At 74.7% G+C, this 17466-nt stretch carries 15 protein-coding genes; 6 read left to right on the top strand and 9 right to left on the bottom strand.

The annotated features are described in order from the left end of the window. Positions 1–98: 98 nt before the first annotated feature. Entirely contained in the window at positions 99–671 is a 573-nt protein-coding gene (locus GA0074694_RS22455; protein ID WP_091461536.1) for a RiPP maturation radical SAM C-methyltransferase, read from the top strand. Positions 672–776: 105 nt separating this feature from the next. On the opposite strand, the gene GA0074694_RS22450 is transcribed toward GA0074694_RS22455, so the two are convergent. Continuing rightward, positions 777–2000: a D-alanyl-D-alanine carboxypeptidase family protein gene (locus GA0074694_RS22450; RefSeq protein WP_176738190.1), complete on the bottom strand. Its 1224-nt coding sequence runs from the start codon at positions 1998–2000 to the stop codon at positions 777–779. Between the two features lie 216 nt (positions 2001–2216). Between GA0074694_RS22450 and kynU the strand changes: the two genes are divergently transcribed. From kynU to GA0074694_RS22425, 5 genes are all read left to right on the top strand, one after another. Further along, complete coding sequence (gene kynU, locus GA0074694_RS22445; RefSeq protein ID WP_091461533.1) at positions 2217–3479, top strand: kynureninase; 1263 nt, start codon at positions 2217–2219, stop codon at positions 3477–3479. Between the two features lie 217 nt (positions 3480–3696). Then, positions 3697–6360 carry a class III lanthionine synthetase LanKC gene (gene lanKC, locus GA0074694_RS22440; RefSeq protein ID WP_091461531.1) on the top strand — a complete coding sequence of 888 codons (2664 nt, stop codon included), beginning with the start codon at positions 3697–3699 and terminating at the stop codon, positions 6358–6360. Then, positions 6357–6476 carry a SapB/AmfS family lanthipeptide gene (locus GA0074694_RS22435; protein ID WP_091461528.1) on the top strand — a complete coding sequence of 40 codons (120 nt, stop codon included), beginning with the start codon at positions 6357–6359 and terminating at the stop codon, positions 6474–6476. The genes lanKC and GA0074694_RS22435 overlap by 4 nt, the downstream gene beginning before the upstream one ends. A gap of 69 nt (positions 6477–6545) precedes the next feature. Then, entirely contained in the window at positions 6546–8270 is a 1725-nt protein-coding gene (locus GA0074694_RS22430) for an ABC transporter ATP-binding protein (RefSeq protein WP_091461525.1), read from the top strand. Then, entirely contained in the window at positions 8267–10198 is a 1932-nt protein-coding gene (locus GA0074694_RS22425; RefSeq protein WP_091461523.1) for an ATP-binding cassette domain-containing protein, read from the top strand. Before GA0074694_RS22430 ends, GA0074694_RS22425 begins: the two co-directional genes overlap by 4 nt. Before the next feature lie 131 nt (positions 10199–10329). Here GA0074694_RS22425 and GA0074694_RS22420 read toward each other — a convergent pair whose 3' ends face one another. The 8 genes from GA0074694_RS22420 to GA0074694_RS22385 form a co-directional block, all read right to left on the bottom strand. Continuing rightward, complete coding sequence (locus GA0074694_RS22420; protein ID WP_091461521.1) at positions 10330–10911, bottom strand: response regulator transcription factor; 582 nt, start codon at positions 10909–10911, stop codon at positions 10330–10332. Between the two features lie 340 nt (positions 10912–11251). Then, positions 11252–11866 (bottom strand): response regulator transcription factor, encoded by a 615-nt coding sequence (locus GA0074694_RS22415; RefSeq protein WP_245714852.1) that lies wholly within the window; start codon positions 11864–11866, stop codon positions 11252–11254. A 195-nt stretch (positions 11867–12061) separates the two neighbouring features. Next, complete coding sequence (locus tag GA0074694_RS22410) at positions 12062–13363, bottom strand: hypothetical protein (protein ID WP_141714246.1); 1302 nt, start codon at positions 13361–13363, stop codon at positions 12062–12064. Between the two features lie 163 nt (positions 13364–13526). After that, the gene (locus GA0074694_RS22405) at positions 13527–14261 is read right to left on the bottom strand and encodes a Clp protease N-terminal domain-containing protein (protein ID WP_091461517.1); all 735 of its coding nucleotides are present in this window, start codon (positions 14259–14261) and stop codon (positions 13527–13529) included. An 86-nt stretch (positions 14262–14347) separates the two neighbouring features. Beyond that, positions 14348–15430, bottom strand: coding sequence for an ABC transporter ATP-binding protein (locus GA0074694_RS22400; protein ID WP_091463684.1), 1083 nt, complete (start codon positions 15428–15430; stop codon positions 14348–14350). After that, positions 15412–16227, bottom strand: a complete 816-nt coding sequence (locus GA0074694_RS22395; RefSeq protein WP_091461514.1) for an ABC transporter permease — start codon at positions 16225–16227, stop codon at positions 15412–15414. Before GA0074694_RS22395 ends, GA0074694_RS22400 begins: the two co-directional genes overlap by 19 nt. Next, the gene (gene modA, locus GA0074694_RS22390) at positions 16227–16982 is read right to left on the bottom strand and encodes a molybdate ABC transporter substrate-binding protein (RefSeq protein WP_091461513.1); all 756 of its coding nucleotides are present in this window, start codon (positions 16980–16982) and stop codon (positions 16227–16229) included. The genes GA0074694_RS22395 and modA overlap by 1 nt, the downstream gene beginning before the upstream one ends. Further along, positions 16979–17395, bottom strand: a complete 417-nt coding sequence (locus GA0074694_RS22385; protein WP_091461511.1) for a TOBE domain-containing protein — start codon at positions 17393–17395, stop codon at positions 16979–16981. The genes modA and GA0074694_RS22385 overlap by 4 nt, the downstream gene beginning before the upstream one ends. Positions 17396–17466: the final 71 nt, after the last annotated feature.

The following is a 17466-nucleotide window of genomic DNA, read 5'->3' as shown; positions in this document are numbered from 1 at the left end:
GCTAACGAGCCGCGCGACTGGCTGGGTGCGAAGGATCCGGACGCGGTGATCCGGGAACTCGGCGAGCTGACGAGTTGGCACCGGACCCTCGACTGATCATGGTCGACAACATCATCGCCAACAGCTTCTTCACCACGGTGCTGCACCGGCTCGCCGAACTCGACTGGGACCTCCGACTGCACTACGAGGTGAAGTCCAACCTGAAGCCCGCCGAGATCGACATCTTCCGGGCCGCCCGGGTCAGCCACGTCCAGCCCGGCATCGAGAGCCTGGTCTCACCGGCGCTCAAGATTATGGACAAGGGCGTGGCCGGGACCCGCAACGTGCGGACCCTGCGCGACTGCGAGGCCGCCGGCCTCACCGTCACCTGGAACTGGCTCTACGGCTTCTTCCCGGAGGAACGCGCCGAGGACTACGAGCCCGTGCTGCGGCAGATCCCGGCGTTGATGCACGTGCAACATCCGGCCGGAGCGTCCCGGATCCTGCTGAACGCTTCAGCCCGTACTTCGAGGACCCCGCGCTGGGCTTCCCGCACCGCCGCACCGCCCGGGCGTACCGGCACGTGTACGCCCTGCCGGAGGAGGACGTGCGCGACTGGTCTACCTCTTCGACACCGACCCCGCCGGCATCTCCGTTTGCAGTCCCGCCACGACAACGACGCATGTCAATAGAAGATCCGCCGGCGGCATGCGAGGGTCGCCACAGCGGCCACAGGGGCCGGACCGACGATTGACGACGCGGTGGCGAGCCGCCGCGTCCGCGACCGTGCCGGGCGGTCAGCCGCCGAGGGTCGTCCGGCGGCCCCGACGGCGGCGCAGCAGCACGACGGCGAGGGCCGCTCCGAGCACCACCACGCCGGCACCCGCCATACCCCACCACCGGGTACCCGTCCGGGGGGCGGGGGCGGGAGCGGCCACGACGGCCGGGGCAGCGGCCGGGACACCGGTCGACGGGGTGCCGGGCACCGGTTCACCCGGGTCGACCAGCCGGCCGACCGTGGCGTCCCGGGGCAGCGAGAACCCCCAGTCGAGCAGCGCGGCCCCCTGCTCCCAGCCGCGCATTGGCCGGGGTTCGGCCCCCAGCAGCGTCACGACCAGCCGCCGACCGTCGCGTTCGGCCGCGCCGACGTAGGTGTGCCGGGCCAGGTCGGTGAAGCCGGTCTTGCCGCCCAACGCACCGGGATACCGGGTCACGAGCGGGTTCTCGTTCTGGATCTGGAAGCCCCGCGCCAGGCGTCCCTGGGCCGGGACCTGAGCCGCTCCGGTGAGCGCGTACCGCCGGAACGTCGGGTCGGCGAAGCAGACCCGGGCGATCAGCGCCAGGTCGTACGCGCTGGTGAACTGACCCGGGCCGTCCAGGCCGGACGGCGTCACCGCGTGCGTCTGGTACGCCCCGAGCTGGCGGGCCCGCTCGTTCATCGCCTGCACCCCGCCGGCCGCTCCCTGCGCGTCGCCGCCGAGCCGGGCGAGCACGTTGGCGGCGTCGTTGCCGGACTGGAGCAGCAACCCCAGCCAGAGCAGCTCCACCGGGTACCGGCCGCCCTCGACCAGCCCGACGGCGGAGCTACCCGGCTCGATGTCGAGGTCGGCACGGGTCACCGTGACCACCTGACGCGGGTCGAGGGTGGGCACCAGCGTCGCCGCGAGCAGCAGCTTCTGCACGCTGGCCGGGGTGCCCGGCTCGTGCGGGCCGCATGCGCCCAGGACCGCCCCGGTGTCCAGGTCCGCGACCAGCCAGGAGGTGGCGGTCAACGCCGGTGGTGGTGGCGACCCGGGCGGCACGACCAGCCCGGGGGTGGCCAGTGCCGGCCCGCCCACCGCCCGCTCGCCCGCCCCGACCGGCGGCGGCGACGGCCGGGGCGGACGGGACACCGCCGGGGCCGGCTGCCGCGGGCAGGGCGGCCCGAGCGGCGACGGCACCGGGGCGGGAACCCCGGCGGCGCTCGGCACGGAGGTGGTCGGCGTGGGAACCGGCCCGGCCACGGCCGGCACGGGGCCCACCACGGCCACGGCGAGGACGAGGGCCCCGGCGACGGCCGCCGCGCCCCGCAGCACGCATCCGGTCACGGAGCACCACGTTACCGGGACGCCGGTGCCCACGGGCGGGTACTCACCGGCCGTCCACGCACCGTCACCCGGTGCGGTGGCCTGGACGGAACGGCTGGTCGATCGGCTATGTTGGCCCCGCTCGTGGGGCGTGGACGAGAGGAGCGGACGATGCGCGGGGACCTTTCCCGTCAGGCGGCGGAGGAACGGGACGCGGCCGACCCCCTCGCCGGGCTGCGCGACCGCTTCGTGATCACCGACCCGGAGCTGATCTACCTCGACGGCAACTCGCTGGGTCGGCTCCCGGCGGCCACGCCGCAGGCTTTGGACCGGCTGGTCCGGCAGGAGTGGGGCACCGACCTGGTGCGTTCCTGGTCGTCCTGGATCGACTGGGGCCGCCGGCTCGGCGACCGGCTCGCCGCGCACGCGCTCGGCGCACGCCCCGGTGAGGTGGTGGTCTCCGACTCGACCTCGGTGAACCTGTACAAGCTGGCCGCCGCCGCGCTGGACGCCAACCCCGGCCGGCACGTCATCCTGGTCGACGCGGAGGAGTTCCCCACCGACCGGTACCTCCTCCAGGGGCTCGCCGCGCAGCGCGGCCTGACCGTGCGGACCCTCCCCTCGGATCTGGACGAGGGGATCAGCCCGGCCGACGTACGGCAGTCCCTGGACGACCGGGTGGCGCTGGTGGTGCTCTCGGCCGTCTCCTACCGCTCGGGCACCCTGCTCGACCTCGCCGCGGTGAACGCGGCGGCCCGCGAGGTCGGGGCGTACGTGCTGTGGGACCTGTCGCACGCGGCCGGGTCGGTACCGGTGGAGCTGACCGCCTCCGGCGCGGACCTCGCCGTCGGCTGCACCTACAAGTACCTCAACGGCGGGCCGGGCGCGCCGGCCTTCCTCTACGTCCGGCAGGAGTTGCAGGCCCGGCTGCGCCAGCCGATCTGGGGCTGGTTCGGCCAGCGCGACCAGTTCCGGATGGGACCGGAGTACGACCCCGCCCCGGACATCGGCCGGTTCCTCGTCGGCACCCCGCCGGTCCTGTCGCTGGCCGCCCTCGACCCGGCGCTGGACGTGCTCGCCGAGGCGGGCACCGACCGGCTGCGCGCCAAGGGCGTCGGCCTCGGCGAGCTGATGGTCGACCTCGCCGACGCCTGGCTCACGCCGCTCGGCTTCACGCTCGCCTCGCCGCGCGACGCGCACCGTCGGGGCAGCCACATCTGCCTGGCCCACCCGGACGCGCTACGGATCTCCCGGACGCTGATCAGCGAGGCGAAGGTGGTGGGTGACTTCCGGGTACCGGACCGGTTGCGGCTCGGCCCGGCGCCCCTCTACACCCGTTACGTCGACGTCTGGGACGGTATGGCGCGACTGCGCGACCTGGTGGCGCGCGGCGGGCACGAGCAGCTTCCGCAGGAGACCCCGCGAGTTACCTGACCTGCGGACACACCCCGATCGACCGAGCCGCCCGGCGTCCGTGCCGGGCGGCTCGCGCATGTCCGCACAGCCCCGGGCTGACTTTTGTCATGAGTACCCGTGCGCTGCGCATACACCGTCGTGACTAAGCGCACTGGAGCCGACACCGTCCCGTCCACGAGACTCGGTGCATCGCCGGGAACGAGGACCGGCCCGGGACGCGGAGGGAGGCCAGACGGTGGACGAGGGCTATGACAGCTTCTGCGTGACGAACCGGTTGTTCTACGACTCCCTCGGCAACGCCACCGACGGGCACACCTTCGCCGCCGGGCGTCCCGCCCCGGCCGGCTGGACGTCCGAGGCGACCAGCGACTGGATGAACTACGCCCCGGAGGGTGCTTCGCTGCCCCCGCAGGGCTGGAAGATCCACGTCTCGGCCGGCGTCGAGAACGCCGAGCGGGTGCTCGACGCGGTCTGGTCCTACTGCGTGCCGCGCGGTCTGGCGTTCAAGTTCCTCCGCAGCCCGCGCATCGTGCTGCTGCGCAACTCCAAGTACGCCCACCGCGGCGGGAGCGGCAAGTTCGTCACCATCTACCCCAGGGACGAGGCGGAGCTGGAGCTCGCCTGCAAGGAGCTCGACGAGCTGCTCTCCGGTGAGGCCGGTCCGTACATTCTCAGTGACCTGCGTTACGGCGCCGGGCCGGTGTACGTCCGCTACGGCAGCTTCACCGCCCGATACTGCGTCACCCCGGACGGGCACACCGTCCCGGCGATCGCCGACGGCACCGGCACGCTGGTGCCGGACCGGCGCGACCCGGTCTTCCACGTGCCGTCCTGGGTGACCCTGCCCGACTTCCTCGCCCCCCACCTGGCCGCCCGGAACGCGACCAGCACGAACGAGGTGCCGTACCGGATCGAGAAGGTCATCCACTTCTCCAACGGCGGCGGCCTCTACGTGGGGCGGGACACCCGCGACGACACGCAGGTGGTGCTCAAGGAGGCCCGCCCCCTGGCCGGCCTGGACTCCGACGGCGCCGACGCGGTCACCCGGCTGGAGCGGGAGGCGGCGATGCTGCGCCGGCTCGCCGACCTGCCGCAGGTGCCCCGGCTGCACGACGAGTTCACCCTCGGCGAGCACAGGTTCATCGCGCTGGAGTTCATCGAGGGCCGGTCACTGAACAAGGTGCTGGCCAACCGGCACCCGCTGGTGGACGCCGACGCCACCGAGGCGGCCCGGGCAGCGTACGCCCGGTGGGCACGGGACGTCTTCGACCAGGTCGAGGCGGCCGTGCAGGCGATCCACGACCGGGGCGTGGTCTACGGCGACCTGCACATGGCCAACATCATGGTGCGGCCGGACGACCGGATCACGCTGGTCGACTTCGAGGTCGCCGTCGCCGAGGACGAGAGCCACCGGCCGGGCCTGCGCAACCAGGGCTTCGCCGCACCCCGCCACGTCCGGGGCCGTGCCGCCGACCGGTACGCCCTGGCCTGCCTCCGCCTGGCGCTGTTCCTGCCGTTGACCCAACTGATCCGGCTCTCCGCCGCGAAGGCCGCGCACCTCGCCGACGTCATCGTGGAGCACTTCCCGGTCTCCCGGTCCTTCGTCGACCCGGCGGTCGCCGAGATCACCGCCGCGTTCGACGCGGAAACCGCCGGGACCGACACGACGGGAGGGTCCGGCACGGGTGCCGGCTCCTCGTCGGCCGTCACGCCGGTGCCGGACCTGGCCGCCGACGACTGGCCGGCCCTGCGGGACCGACTCGCCAAGGCGATCCTCGCCAGCGCCACCCCCGAACGCGACGATCGGCTCTTCCCGGGTGACATCGAGCAGTTCCGCTGTGGTGGGCTCAATCTCGCGCACGGCGCGGCCGGAGTGCTGCACGCCCTGGCGCAGACCGGGGCGGGCCGCTTCCCGGAACACGAGGAGTGGCTGGCCCGGCGGGCGACGAACCCGCTGTCCGGGACCCGGTTGGGCTTCTACGACGGACTGCACGGGGTGGCGTACGCACTGGAGCGGCTGGGCCGTCGACAGGATGCGCTGGACGTGGTCGACATCTGCCTCCGGGAGTCCTGGGACCGGCTGGACCACAGCCTGCGCAGCGGGCTGTCGGGAGTGGCGCTCAACCTGTTCGACCTGGCCGGGCGCACCGGCGAGTCGGCGCTGCGCGACGCCGCGTGGCGGGCCGCCGAGCGGGTGGTCGCCCAACTTGCCGACGACCCCGGGCCGGACATCAGCGGCGGCACGCACCCGTACGCCGGGTTGCTGCGCGGCCGGAGCGGACCGGCACTGCTGCTGGTGCGCCTCTCCGAACTGACCGGGGATGCGACGCTGCTGGAGCACGCCGCCACGGCGCTGCGCCAGGACCTGCGTCGGTGCGTGGTGCGCCCGACCGGCGCGCTGGAGGTCAACGAGGGCTGGCGGACCATGCCCTACCTCGGGCAGGGCGGTGTCGGCGTGGGGCTGGTCCTCGACCAGTACCTCGCCCACCGGCACGACGACGGGTTCGCCCGGGCGAGCGCCGCGGCGTACCGGGCAGCCCGCTCCCCGATGTACGCGCAGAGCGGCCTCTTCGCGGGCCGGGCGGGGATCGTCGCCTACCTCGCGGCGACCGCCCGGACGCCCGAACAACGGCAGGAACTCGACGCACAGCTACGCCGGCTGGCCTGGCACGTGATGCCGTACGGGGGCGGGGTCGCCTTCCCGGGCGAGAAGCTGCTGCGCCTCTCGATGGACCTCGGCACCGGCACCGCCGGGGTGCTGTTCGCCCTGGGCACGGCGCGGCACGACGAGCCGCTGACGCTGCCCTTCCTCGCGCCGCTGGCCGGCGCTCCCGATCTCCCCCGTGACAACGGGGCGAGCCTGACGACCGACACCCCAGGGGGAGGTGATTTGACATGACGCTTCTGGACCTTCAGGGCATGGAGGCCGACCGCACCGGCGGCCACGGCGACACCAGCGGGCTGAGCCTGCTGATGTGTGACGGCAGCTCGCTGTCCGTCACGAGCTGCGACTGATCAGCTCACCAAGCGAGCCCCGGGCGGGTAGACGTACCCGCCCGGGGCGCACGCGTGTCGGGAGGACGAATGGGGACGCGGTCGGCCGGGGACCGGCTGGTGCGCCGGTCGGTGCGGTACGGCGGGCGGTGGACCGTCACGCTGGCCGCTGTCGCGCTGCTCGGCGCGGCCGCCGGACTCCTCCTCCCCGCAGCTCTCGGCTCAGCCGTCGACGCCGCGCTCGGCGACGGCCCCCACTGGTGGACACTGGTCGCCTGCGCACTGGTGGCGGTACTGATCGCCACCGACACCCTGGGCGACCTGTCCACCGGGTACGGCGCGGCCCGGGCCACCTCCAGGCTCCGCGGCCACCTGCTGCGCCACCTGTTTCGTCTGGACGTCCGGCAGGCCCGCCGACACCCGGTGGGCGACCTGGTCGCCCGGCTGGTCGGTCAGGCGGCGGACGCCGGGCAGGCCGGCAACGCGGTGGTCCTCGGCGTGATCGCGCTGATCCCCCCGCTGGGCAGCGTGGTCGCGCTGGTCCTCCTGGAACCGCTGCTCGGCGCGACCCTGCTCGCCGGGCTGATCCTGCTGGCGGTACTGCTGCGTGCCTTCGTCACCGACGCCTCCACGGTGACCACCGCCTACCAGCGGACCCTCGGCACGATCGCCGGCCGGTTGCTGGAGTCGATGGGCGGGGCGCGCACGATCGCCGCCGCCGCCACCGCCGACCGGGAAACCGACCGGATCCTCGAACTCCTGCCCGAGCTGGGCGGACACGGCCGGCGCGGCTGGGAACTGCTGGCCCGCGCGGGCGCCCGGACCGCCGCCGTGGCGCCACTGCTGAACCTGGCCGTGATCGCCGTCGGCGGGTACGGGCTGACCGCCGGCTGGCTCACCCCCGGGGAACTGGTCGCCGCCGTCCGGTACGCGGCCCTCGGCGCGGGACTCGGCGCGGCGGTGGCCGCCCTCAACCGGCTGGTCCGCGTCCGCGCCGGGGCCCTCCGCCTCGCCGAGCTGACCGACCTGCCGGGCGTCCCGGCCGGCAAGCTGCCCCTGCCACCCGGGCGGGGTGTGCTGACCCTGCGCGGGGTGACGGTCCACGCCGACGACGGCCGCCCGATCCTGGACCGGGTCGACCTGACCGTGCCGGCCGGCGACACGGTCGCGGTGGTCGGTGTCTCCGGGTCCGGGAAGTCCACGCTCGCGGCGGTGGCCGGCCGACTGCACGACCCGGACGCCGGTGAGGTGCTGCTGGACGGGGTGCCACTGCACCGGGTTGCCCCGGCGGCGTTGCGTCGCGCGGTCGGGTACGCCTTCGAACGGCCGGTGCTGGTCGGCGCGACCGTGCACGAGGCGGTCGCCCTGGCGCTCCCCGCCGACGTGGCGACCCCGCCGGCCGGGGCCCCGGCCACCGCCCCGGTGCTCGCGGCGACCCGCGCCGCGGCGGTGGACGACTGCGTCAGCCGCCTACCGGAGGGCTTCCGCACCCCGCTGGCCCGGACGCCGCTCTCCGGCGGCGAGGCCCAGCGGTTGGGGCTGGCCCGCGCGTTGACCGCCGAACGGCTGCTCGTCCTCGACGACGCGACGTCCAGCCTGGACACCGCCACCGAGCACCGGATCGCCCGGGCGGTGGCCGGACGGCACGGTGAGCGTACCCGGCTGGTGGTCACCCACCGCGCGGCGACAGCGGCGGCGGCCGACCTGGTGGCCTGGCTCGACGACGGGCGGCTGCGGGCCCTCGCGCCGCACCGCCAGCTCTGGTCGGATCCGGCCTACCGGGCGGTCTTCGAGGCCACGGACGGTTCTCGGTGACCGCCTCCCCCGTCGGCGACGACGGCGCGCGACCGACGGACGGGGCGAACCAGCGGCCCGTCGGGGTGCTCCGGGAGACCGGGCGGGCGCTGCGTGCCCGGCGGTGGCAACTCGGCCGGCTCGCCGGCTGGTCGGCCGCCGAGTCGCTGCCGGCACTGCTCTCCGGTTACCTGGTCGCCGGGGCGGTGGACGAGGGTTTCCTGGCCGGGCGGTTCGGCACCGGCCTGGCCTGGCTCGGCACGCTGGCGCTGGCCGTACTGGTCGGCGCGGCGGCCACCGGCCAGGTGTACCGGGCGCTCGGCACGGTGGTCGAACCGTTCCGCGACGAGCTGACCGGCCGGGTGGCGCGCGGCGCGCTGCGCGCGGCGACCACCGGCGGCACCCGGCCGCAGAGCGCGGCGGTGGCCCGGCTGGCCCAGCAGGTGGAGGTGGTCCGGGACTCCTTCGGCGGTCTGCTGATGGTCGTCCGCGGGTTCCTCTTCGCCGCCGTGTCGGCGCTGGTCGGCCTGGTGGCCCTGGCCCCCCTGGTCGCCGCCCTGGTCGCCGCGCCGCTGCTGGCCGGTTTGGTGGTCTTCGCCGCCGGGCTGCCGGCGATGGTCGCCCACCAACGCCGGTACGTCCGGGCCGGCGAGGCGCTCGGCGAGGCGGCGGCGACCGCGCTGGCCGGTCACCGGGACGTGCTCGCCTGCGGCGCGCAGGACCGGGTCGTGACCGAGGTCGGTGGCCGGATCACCGCGCAGGCCGACGCCGAGCGGACGGTGGCCCGGATGACCGCGTTGCGCAGCCTCAGTCTCGGGCTGGGCGGCTGGGCGCCACTGGCGGTGCTGATGCTCGCCGCGCCGTGGCTGGTGGCGAGGGGGGTGACCGCCGGTGCGGTACTCGGTGCGCTGGTCTACGTCTCGACCGGGCTGCAACCGGCGCTGCGGGCCCTGGTGCAGGGGGTGGGCGGGGGCGGTCTGCGGTACGTGGTGACGCTGGAGCGGATCCTGCTGACCAGCCCGTCGGACGAGTCGGCGGACCGGACCGGCGCGCCGGCCGACGCCGGCCGGTCAGCGGTGGCCCGTGACGCGCCGGCCACCCCCGGCGACGCCGGCCCGACCCACGACTCCCGTCCGTCACGTGGGGTGCCCGACCACGCGGTACACGGCGCTACGGCACACGGCGATACGGCGGCGCTACGCGTCCGCGGGCTGACCTTCCGGTACGGCCCCCATGCCCGGCCCGTGCTCGCGGACTTCTCGCTGACCCTCGCTCCCGGCGAGCACCTCGCGGTGGTCGGCCCGAGCGGGGCGGGCAAGTCCACCCTCGCGGCCCTGGCCTCCGGGCTGGTGCGGCCCGAGTCCGGCTCGGTGGAGATCGCCGGTACGCCGGTCGGCGGGCTCCCCGCGGAACAGCTGGCCCGGCTGCGGGTGCTGGTGCCGCAGGAGGCGTACGTCTTCAGCGACTCCCTGGGGGACAACCTGCGCTACCTGCGTCCGGACGCCGACGACGCGGCCCTGACCGCAGCGCTGGACGCGCTGGGTGCCCGGTCGCTGGCCGACCGGTTGGGCGGGCTGGCCGCGCCGGTGGCACCGACGACGCTCTCCGCCGGGGAGCGGCAGGTGATCGCGGCGGTCCGGGCCTGGCTGGCACCCGCCCCGCTGGCCATCCTGGACGAGGCGACCTGCCACCTGGACCCGCCCGCCGAGGCGCTGGTCGAGGAGGCCTTCGGCCGACGGCCCGGTGCCCTGATCGTGGTCGCCCACCGGATCACGTCCGCGCTACGGGCCGACCGGGTGCTGGTCCTCGACGGCGAGCGGCCGATGCTCGGCGAGCACCGGGACCTGCTCGGCCGGTCCGCCACCTACCGGGAGCTGGTCGGGTACTGGGACGACGTTCCGGCGTCCCCTCCGGCGGCCGGCTCTCCGGCGCGGACCGGATCGGCCTGACGCCCCCGACCATCTCCTCCCCGACGGCTCGCGGCACCGCCTCCGGCGAGGTGCGGGACAGGGGTCGACGGGCGGTTCGATCGTCGAGTGCGTACCGGCCGGATCCGTGCCGATCCGGCCGGTGCTGAGCGTCAGATCCAGCCGGCGTCGCGCGCGAGGCGGACCGCCTCCACCCGGGTGCGGGCACCCGCCTTCCGGGTGATCCGGCCAAGGTGGTTGCGCACCGTGCCCGGTGAGAGTCCCAGCGAGCCGGCCACCTCCGCGACCGTCGCTCCCGCCGCCGTGAGTTCCAGGATCTCGGTCTCCCGGCCGGTCAGCGGGCTGGTGGCGGTCAGCGCGGCGAGCACCAGCTCCGCGTCGACCACCGTCTCTCCCCGGGCGAGCCGACGGACGCCGTCGACCACCCGGTGAGGTGAGACATCGTTGGCGAGCACGCCGACGGTGCGCCCGCCGACGAGCACGTGGTGCAGTCCCCGGACCCGGCGCCGGTCGGCCAGCACCAGCATCGGGCACGGTCCGACGGGGCCGGCCCCGTCGTCGATCAGATCGAGGTCGACCACCGCCATGTCGGGCAGCTTCGTCCAGAGCATCGGCTGGACCTCGTCGCCGCGATCCACCTCGGCCACCACGCTGATGTCCTGCTCAGCGGCGAGCACCAGAGCCAACGCGCCGCGGATCAGCGTGCCGTCGAGGGCAAGCAGGGTACGGATCACGAATTTCCTCCCGAATTGGACACCAACCGGAAAGCAGGGAGATTGCCGTTTTCATGCACCGATGTAACGTCCGGCCGGCATGACGAATCCACGCCGGCCGTTGTTTAGCATCGATGAATTCCCCCGGACGGATCACCGTTACTCCCGAATGGACAATACCTAATCGGTCGTTCGGTCGGTACCGCTGATCAGTCGGATGAGTTCCGCGATGACCGATGCGGCCGGAAAGTCGCTTGCACGGAACTGACGGACATCCGTCGGTGGACGGCGCGCCGGCCGGCGACCGGCCGGAGCCTGGAGTCGACCGGCCCCGACCGGCCGACCCCACCGACGGCAGGGTCTACAGCCACCCCTCGCGCTGGGCGCGGCGGATCGCCTCCATCCGGTTACGAGACCCGGTTTTGCGCAGGATCGCCGACAGGTGGTTGCGCACCGTTCCGTGCGCCAGGAAGAGACGACGGGCGATCTCCTTCAGCGGCAGCCCCTCGGCGGCGGCACGCAGCACGTCCAACTCCCGGGGCGTGAACGGGCTCTTCGGCGGGCTCAGCACGGCGACCGCCGCCGTGGGGTCGATGACCCGTTCCCCGGCAGCCAGCGACCGGACCATCCGGACCAGTTCCTCCAGCGGCCCGTCCTTGCCGATGAACCCGCGCGCCCCGGCGGACACCGCCGCCTCGAGGACCGCGGGGCTCCACCGGTAGCTCATCGCCAGCACGGCCGCCTTGGGCGCGTGCACGCCGATCTCCTCGATGGTCCGGACCAGGCCACACGACTGCGGGGACTCGGGCACCACGTCCAGCACGACGACGTCCGGCTGGGTGCGACGCACCACCGCGGACACCTCACGGACGTCCGCGACCGCCGCCGCGATCTCCATGTCCTCCTCGTGGGACAGCACGGCACAGAGCGCCCCGCGCAACAGTCCCATCTCCTCCACCACGACTACACGAATCACTACGTACTCTCCGATCTCGGGTACGCGTCGCGACGGCCACCCGGCCGGCTCCCGGTACGGGAGGGCGGGGCCGGTCGCACGCGGAAGGGGTACGGCCCTCGGGCTCCGCCACGTCCGGGACGGACGGGTGTGCCCACGTGACCCGTCGTCGCCCGGCCGGCTCGTGGAGCCGGGGCGATCGGCGGGAGGGCGTCCTCAGCCGGGGCGGGCGGCCACCGCGGGAGAGCGGCCGCGGGCGGGTGCCGGCGGAACCTCCGCGCGGGCGTGACGGTCGGAGCGGTCCAGGCCGGACGTCTCCGGCGACAGGGCCACACCGTTGCGGGGGCCACTGCCCCCAGTGGCCCGGTCGTCGCCGGGTGCTGCCGGCGTCTCCGGGGCCTCACCGGGTGCTGGCCCGGAATGCACGGTCGACGCGGCCGGCGCGGCCGACCGGCAGACGGGTACGACCGGCGGGGCCACGGGCCCTCCGGCTCCCCCGCCTCCGGCCAGGCCCGGCGGCAGCGGAGATCCATTGTGGACCCAGGGGGCATCGACCTGCGGAACCGTGACCGGCGGTTGTTCCACCCGGTCCACGGGGAAGGGGTTCGGCACCGGCACGGCCGGGGTCGCCGAATCCGGCGGTAGCAGCGGGCCGATCACACCACCGGGCAGGTCGAGGATCGGCGGGAGCACCCCGCCGACCAGGTCGGTGAGCAGGTCGAGGATCGGCCGCAGCGCGCCGTCCACCACACCGACCAGCCGGGGTGGCAGCGGGATCCGACCGGGTGGCGGCGCGGGGTCCGGCGCGGGACGCACGGCGGGAATCTCCACCGGGCCGTCGGGGCCGGCGTCGGGCCGGGACGGCACGACGGGGACGGACGGCCGGGGCAGTGTGGTCACCGGGGCGGGCGCGACCCCGCCCGGGGTGCCCGGCGGGGCGGGCACCGGGGGCCGCAGCGGCCCGTCGGCCGGTACGACCGGCGGCTCCGGCACCGACGGAGCGGGGCGTGACGGCAGGACCCGCTCGACCACCCGGGGCACGAGCGGATCCGTTCGGGGCCGCGTCGCGCCCTCCCGATCCAACGGCCGGAGCGACAGCGTCTCGCCGGTGGACGGCGCCTGCGGACCCGGCCGGTCCGGAGCCACGGGCAGCCGGCTCCGGCCGGTGAGGGCGGAGCGGGCCGCCGGCAGCGGAACGTGGGCCGGCGCGGCAGCGGGCTCGCGTACCGGGGTCGACGTCGTGAGGCGGCCGGTTTCCCCCAGGTGAGCGATCAGGTCGGCGGTGCGTCCCGTGTCACCGCCGCCCGCACGCGTCTCGGCGCGGGCCGGAGTGTCGGCGAGCGCCACGGCAAGCAGGGCGGCGCCGACCCCGGCCACGGCGAGAACGGCCGCACGAGCCAGGCGGGTCCACCCCGCCGACCCGGGCAGGGCGGAACGCCCCGGGATCGGGGCCGAGGGGGAGACGATCGCGGCACGGCGCAACGGGGGACGGCCCTTTCGGCGGGTACGTCCGCACATCGTAACGGCGTGTTCGGGCACTCGCACACAGCGATGCGGTAGGTGACGGAAAGTCGACCACCGCCTCCCGCGCGCTGCCGCTTACCGGTAATGGAGCGTTCGTGGTGCGGCCCGTCGCGGACGTCCCGGTCCCCCGGGTCGGGACGCCCCGCGACGGGCCGGCTCAGTCGGTGGACCTGGCCCGCACGATGGCTTCGATGACCGCCGCGACGGTGGCCTCCACCGCCGCCTTGTCGACCCCGAGGCGGGTGAGCACGCCGTTGCCGGCCTCCTGTTCGAGGAGGGCGAGCAGGATGTGCTCGGTGCCGATGTAGTTGTGCCCCAGCCGCAGAGCCTCCCGGAAGGTCAACTCCAGGGCCTTCTTGCCCTCGGCGTTGTAGGGGATCAGGTCCGGCACGTCCGGCACCGCCGCCGGCAACGTCGCGGTCGCCGCCTCCCGGACCGCCTCCAGGGTGACCCCCTGCGCGGTGATCGCCTTGGCCGCCACCGCCTCCGGCTCGGCGAGCAACCCGAGGACCAGGTGCTCCGGGCCGATCTGCGGGTTGCCGGCGGCACGGGCCTCGTTCTGCGAGGCCATCACGACGTTGCGGGCACGTGGGGTGAACCGGCTGAAGCCCTCGCTCGGGTCCATCGGGGCGTCGCCTCCCTTCGGGACGAACCGCTTCTGGGCGGCCTGCTTGCTGACACCCATGCTCCGGCCGATCTCGGTCCAGGAGGCGCCCGAGCGGCGGGCCTGGTCGACGAAGTGGCCGATCAGGTGGTCGGCGACCTCGCCGAGGTGGTCGGCGGCGACCACCGCGCTGGCGAGCTGGTCGAGGGTGTCGCTGTGCACGAGCTTGATCGCCTCGATCAGGTCGTCGAGGCGTACCGGGTTGTTCATCTGGACGGGATTCGTCATACGTCAACCATAGGTTGACGCGCAGCAGAAGTCAACCTGAGGTTGACGCGCAGCAGAAGTCAACCTGAGGTTGACGAAGCACGACGTCAGGTCACCGCCACCGGGTACACCCGGATCGCGGTGGGCTCGACGGCGGCCCAGACCGGCTGGCCGGTGGCGAGTCGCAACCCGGCGGCGTCGACCGGGGGGACGTCGGCAGCCACCGGGAGCACGCCGTCCAGGCGTACCCGGAGGTTGTCGCCGTGGCGCTCGACGCCCGCGACGGTGGCCGCCCAGGTGTTGCACCGACCCTCCCCCGGCCGGTCGGGCCGGAGCGTGACCGCCGACGGCGGGAAGGCGACGAAGCTGTCCCCGTCGCCCCGGTCGGCGGTGGCCAGCACCAGCCCGTCGGAGAGCCGGACCCGGTGACCGGTGGCGTGCCCACGGTGCAGGTTGAGCCCGACCAGCCGGGCCACGTAGTCGGTGCGGGGACGGGCGGTGACGGTGGTCGCGTCGCCCTCCTGCACCACACGTCCCGCCTCGACGACGACGAGCCGGTCGGCGAGCACCAGGGCGTCCAGCGGGTCGTGGGTGACCAGCAGGACCGCTCCGGAGTGGGCGGCCAGGTGGCGCTGGAGCTCGGCCCGGATGTCCAGACGGGTCCGGGCGTCGAGCGCGGCGAGCGGCTCGTCGAGCAGGAGCAGCGCCGGCCCGACCGCCAGCGCCCGGGCCACCGCGACCCGCTGCGCCTGCCCGCCGGAGAGCTGCCGGGGGCGGCGGGCGACGTGGTCGGCCAGGCCGACCCGGTCGAGCCAGTCCCGGGCCAGAGCGCGGGCCGCCCGCCGGTCGAGCCCCTGCCGGCGCGGCCCGAACGCCACGTTCTCCACCGCGCTCAGGTGAGGAAAGAGCAGGTGGTCCTGGAAGACCACCCCGACCCGGCGGCGCTCCGGCGGGATCCACGACCGGGTGGCGGGCCGGTCGAGGTCCCGGCCGTCAAGGGTGACATGGCCGGCGGTGAGCGGTTGCAGTCCGGCCAGCGCGCGCAGGGCGGTGGTCTTGCCGGCCCCGTTCGGACCGAGCAGGGCCACGACCTCCCCGGCGGCGACCCGCAGCCGGACGTCCAGCCGGAAACCGACCCGCTCGACGACCAGGTGCGCGGCCAGTCCCCCGGTCACCGGCCGACCGTCCAGTGGTCGCGGAGCACCGCAAGGATGGTGACGGATACGGCCAGCAGCACGAGGCTCAGCACGATGGCCGCCTCCAGGTCGGTCTCCAGGGCCAGGTACACCGCCAGCGGCATGGTCTGCGTGGTGCCGGGGTAGTTGCCGGCGAAGGTGATCGTCGCGCCGAACTCGCCCAGGGCGCGGGCCCAGCAGAGCACCGCCCCGGCGGTCACACCCGGCGCCACCAGGGGCAGGGTGACGTGGGTGAAGGTGGTCCACCGGCTGGCCCCGAGGGTCGCGGCCGCCTCCTCGTAGCGACGATCCGCACCGCGCAGGGCACCCTCCACCGCGATGATCAGGAAGGGCATCGCCACGAAGGACTCGGCGAGCACGACACCGGCGGTGGTGAACGGCAGCGAGACGCCGAACGTCGCGTCGAGCCAGCCGCCGAGCAGGCCACGCCGGCCGAAGACCAGCAGCAGCGCCACGCCGCCGACCACCGGCGGCAGCACCAGCGGCACGGTGACCAGGGCGCGGACCAGCCGCCGGCCGGGAAACTCCACCCGGGCGAGCAGCCAGGCCAACGGCACGCCGAGCAGGAGACAGAGCAGGGTGGCCAGGGTCGCCGACACCAGCGAGAGCCGCAGCGCGGTGAGCACGCCGGGCTCGGCGAGCTGCCGGGGCAGGTCCGCCCAGGGCGCGCGGACCAGGAGCCCGACCAGCGGCAACACCAGGAAGAGCAACCCGAGGGCGGCCGGCACGAGCAGCGCGATCGGCACCTGCCGCCGCGTGGACACCCCGGAGGTACGGATGCGCGCCGGCACTACGGGGACTGGAAGCCGGCGGCGGCGAGCACCGCCCGGCCCCGCTCGGACCGTACGTGGTCGACGAAGGCCCGCGCGCCGGACCGGTTCGCCGCGTCGGTGAGCACGACGATCGGGTAGTCGTTGACCGCGCGGGACGACTCGGGGAACTCGACTGCCTGCACGTCGTCCGCGCCCCGGACGTCGGTGCGGTAGACCAGGGCGGCGTCCACCTCGCCGAGGGTCACCTTGGCGAGCGCGCCCCGGACGTCCTGTTCGAGGGTGACCGGGGTGAGTGTCACCCCGGCGGCGTCGAGCGCGGTACGCGCCGCCGCGCCGCAGGGCACCTGCTCGGCACAGAGCGCGACCTTCACCCCGGGCCTGGTCAGGTCGGCCAGCCCGGTGACCCCGGCCGGGTTGCCCCTCGGCACCGCGACGACCAACTGGTTGCGGGCGAACGTGACCGGTGTGCCGTCGCCGTTGCCCGCGTCGGTGACCGCCCGCATCGGGGCGGGCGCGGCCGAGGCGAAGACGTCGGCCGGGGCACCCTGGTTGATCTGGGTGGCCAGCGCCGAACTGCCGCCGAAGGTGAGACGCAGCCGGGTGCCCGACCGGTCGGCCTCGAAATCCCGGGCGAGCGTGGTGAACACGTCGGTCAGGGACGCCGCCGCGAGGACGGTGACCGTCTCCGTGCCGCCGGCGGCGGAGCCGGGGCCGCCGCACCCGGACAGCACAGCCGACGCCACCAGAGCGGCCAGGACGCCGCGTACCCTCACGACCCCACCCTCCCCCGCGTCGCCGACGGACGCTCCACCACCACCGTGGTCGACTTGATCACCGCCAGCGCCACCGCCCCGACCCGCAGATCCAACTCGTCGACCGCCTCCCGGCTCATCAGCGACACGATCCGGAACGGGCCGGCCTGGATGTCGACCTGCGCCATCACCGCGTCCTTGACCACGCCGGTGACGATGCCCCGCAGCCGGTTGCGCGCGGACGAGAACTCCGACCGCTCGTCCGGCCCGGCGGCCTGGGCCCGGACGAACCCGGCCAGCTCGACCCCGTCGATCACCCGGTGGCCGTGGGTGTCCCGCCCGGCCGGCAGCCGGCCGCCGTCGACCCAACGGCGTACGGTGTCGGCGCTCACGCCGAGCAGCTCGGCGGCCTCGCCGATCCGGTAACTCGTCACCGGGACACCCTACCGCCCGCACCTACCAACCCACATACCAACCAGCCCTTGCGAAAGCCATCCCTGGTTCC

The sequence above is a fragment of the Micromonospora inyonensis genome, assembly GCF_900091415.1.
In the GTDB taxonomy this organism is placed as follows: Bacteria; Actinomycetota; Actinomycetes; order Mycobacteriales; family Micromonosporaceae; genus Micromonospora; species Micromonospora inyonensis.
Note: the sequence above shows the minus strand (reverse complement) of the source record. Positions and strands in the feature narration are given on the sequence as shown.

Coding starts and splice junctions, on each gene's coding strand:
- GA0074694_RS22455 (WP_091461536.1), top strand. CDS start 99: ATGGTCGACAACATCATCGCCAACAGCTTCTTCACCACGGTGCTGCAC.
- kynU (WP_091461533.1), top strand. CDS start 2,217: ATGCGCGGGGACCTTTCCCGTCAGGCGGCGGAGGAACGGGACGCGGCC.
- GA0074694_RS22435 (WP_091461528.1), top strand. CDS start 6,357: ATGACGCTTCTGGACCTTCAGGGCATGGAGGCCGACCGCACCGGCGGC.
- GA0074694_RS22430 (WP_091461525.1), top strand. CDS start 6,546: ATGGGGACGCGGTCGGCCGGGGACCGGCTGGTGCGCCGGTCGGTGCGG.
- GA0074694_RS22410 (WP_141714246.1), bottom strand. CDS start 13,363: ATGTGCGGACGTACCCGCCGAAAGGGCCGTCCCCCGTTGCGCCGTGCC.
- GA0074694_RS22405 (WP_091461517.1), bottom strand. CDS start 14,261: ATGACGAATCCCGTCCAGATGAACAACCCGGTACGCCTCGACGACCTG.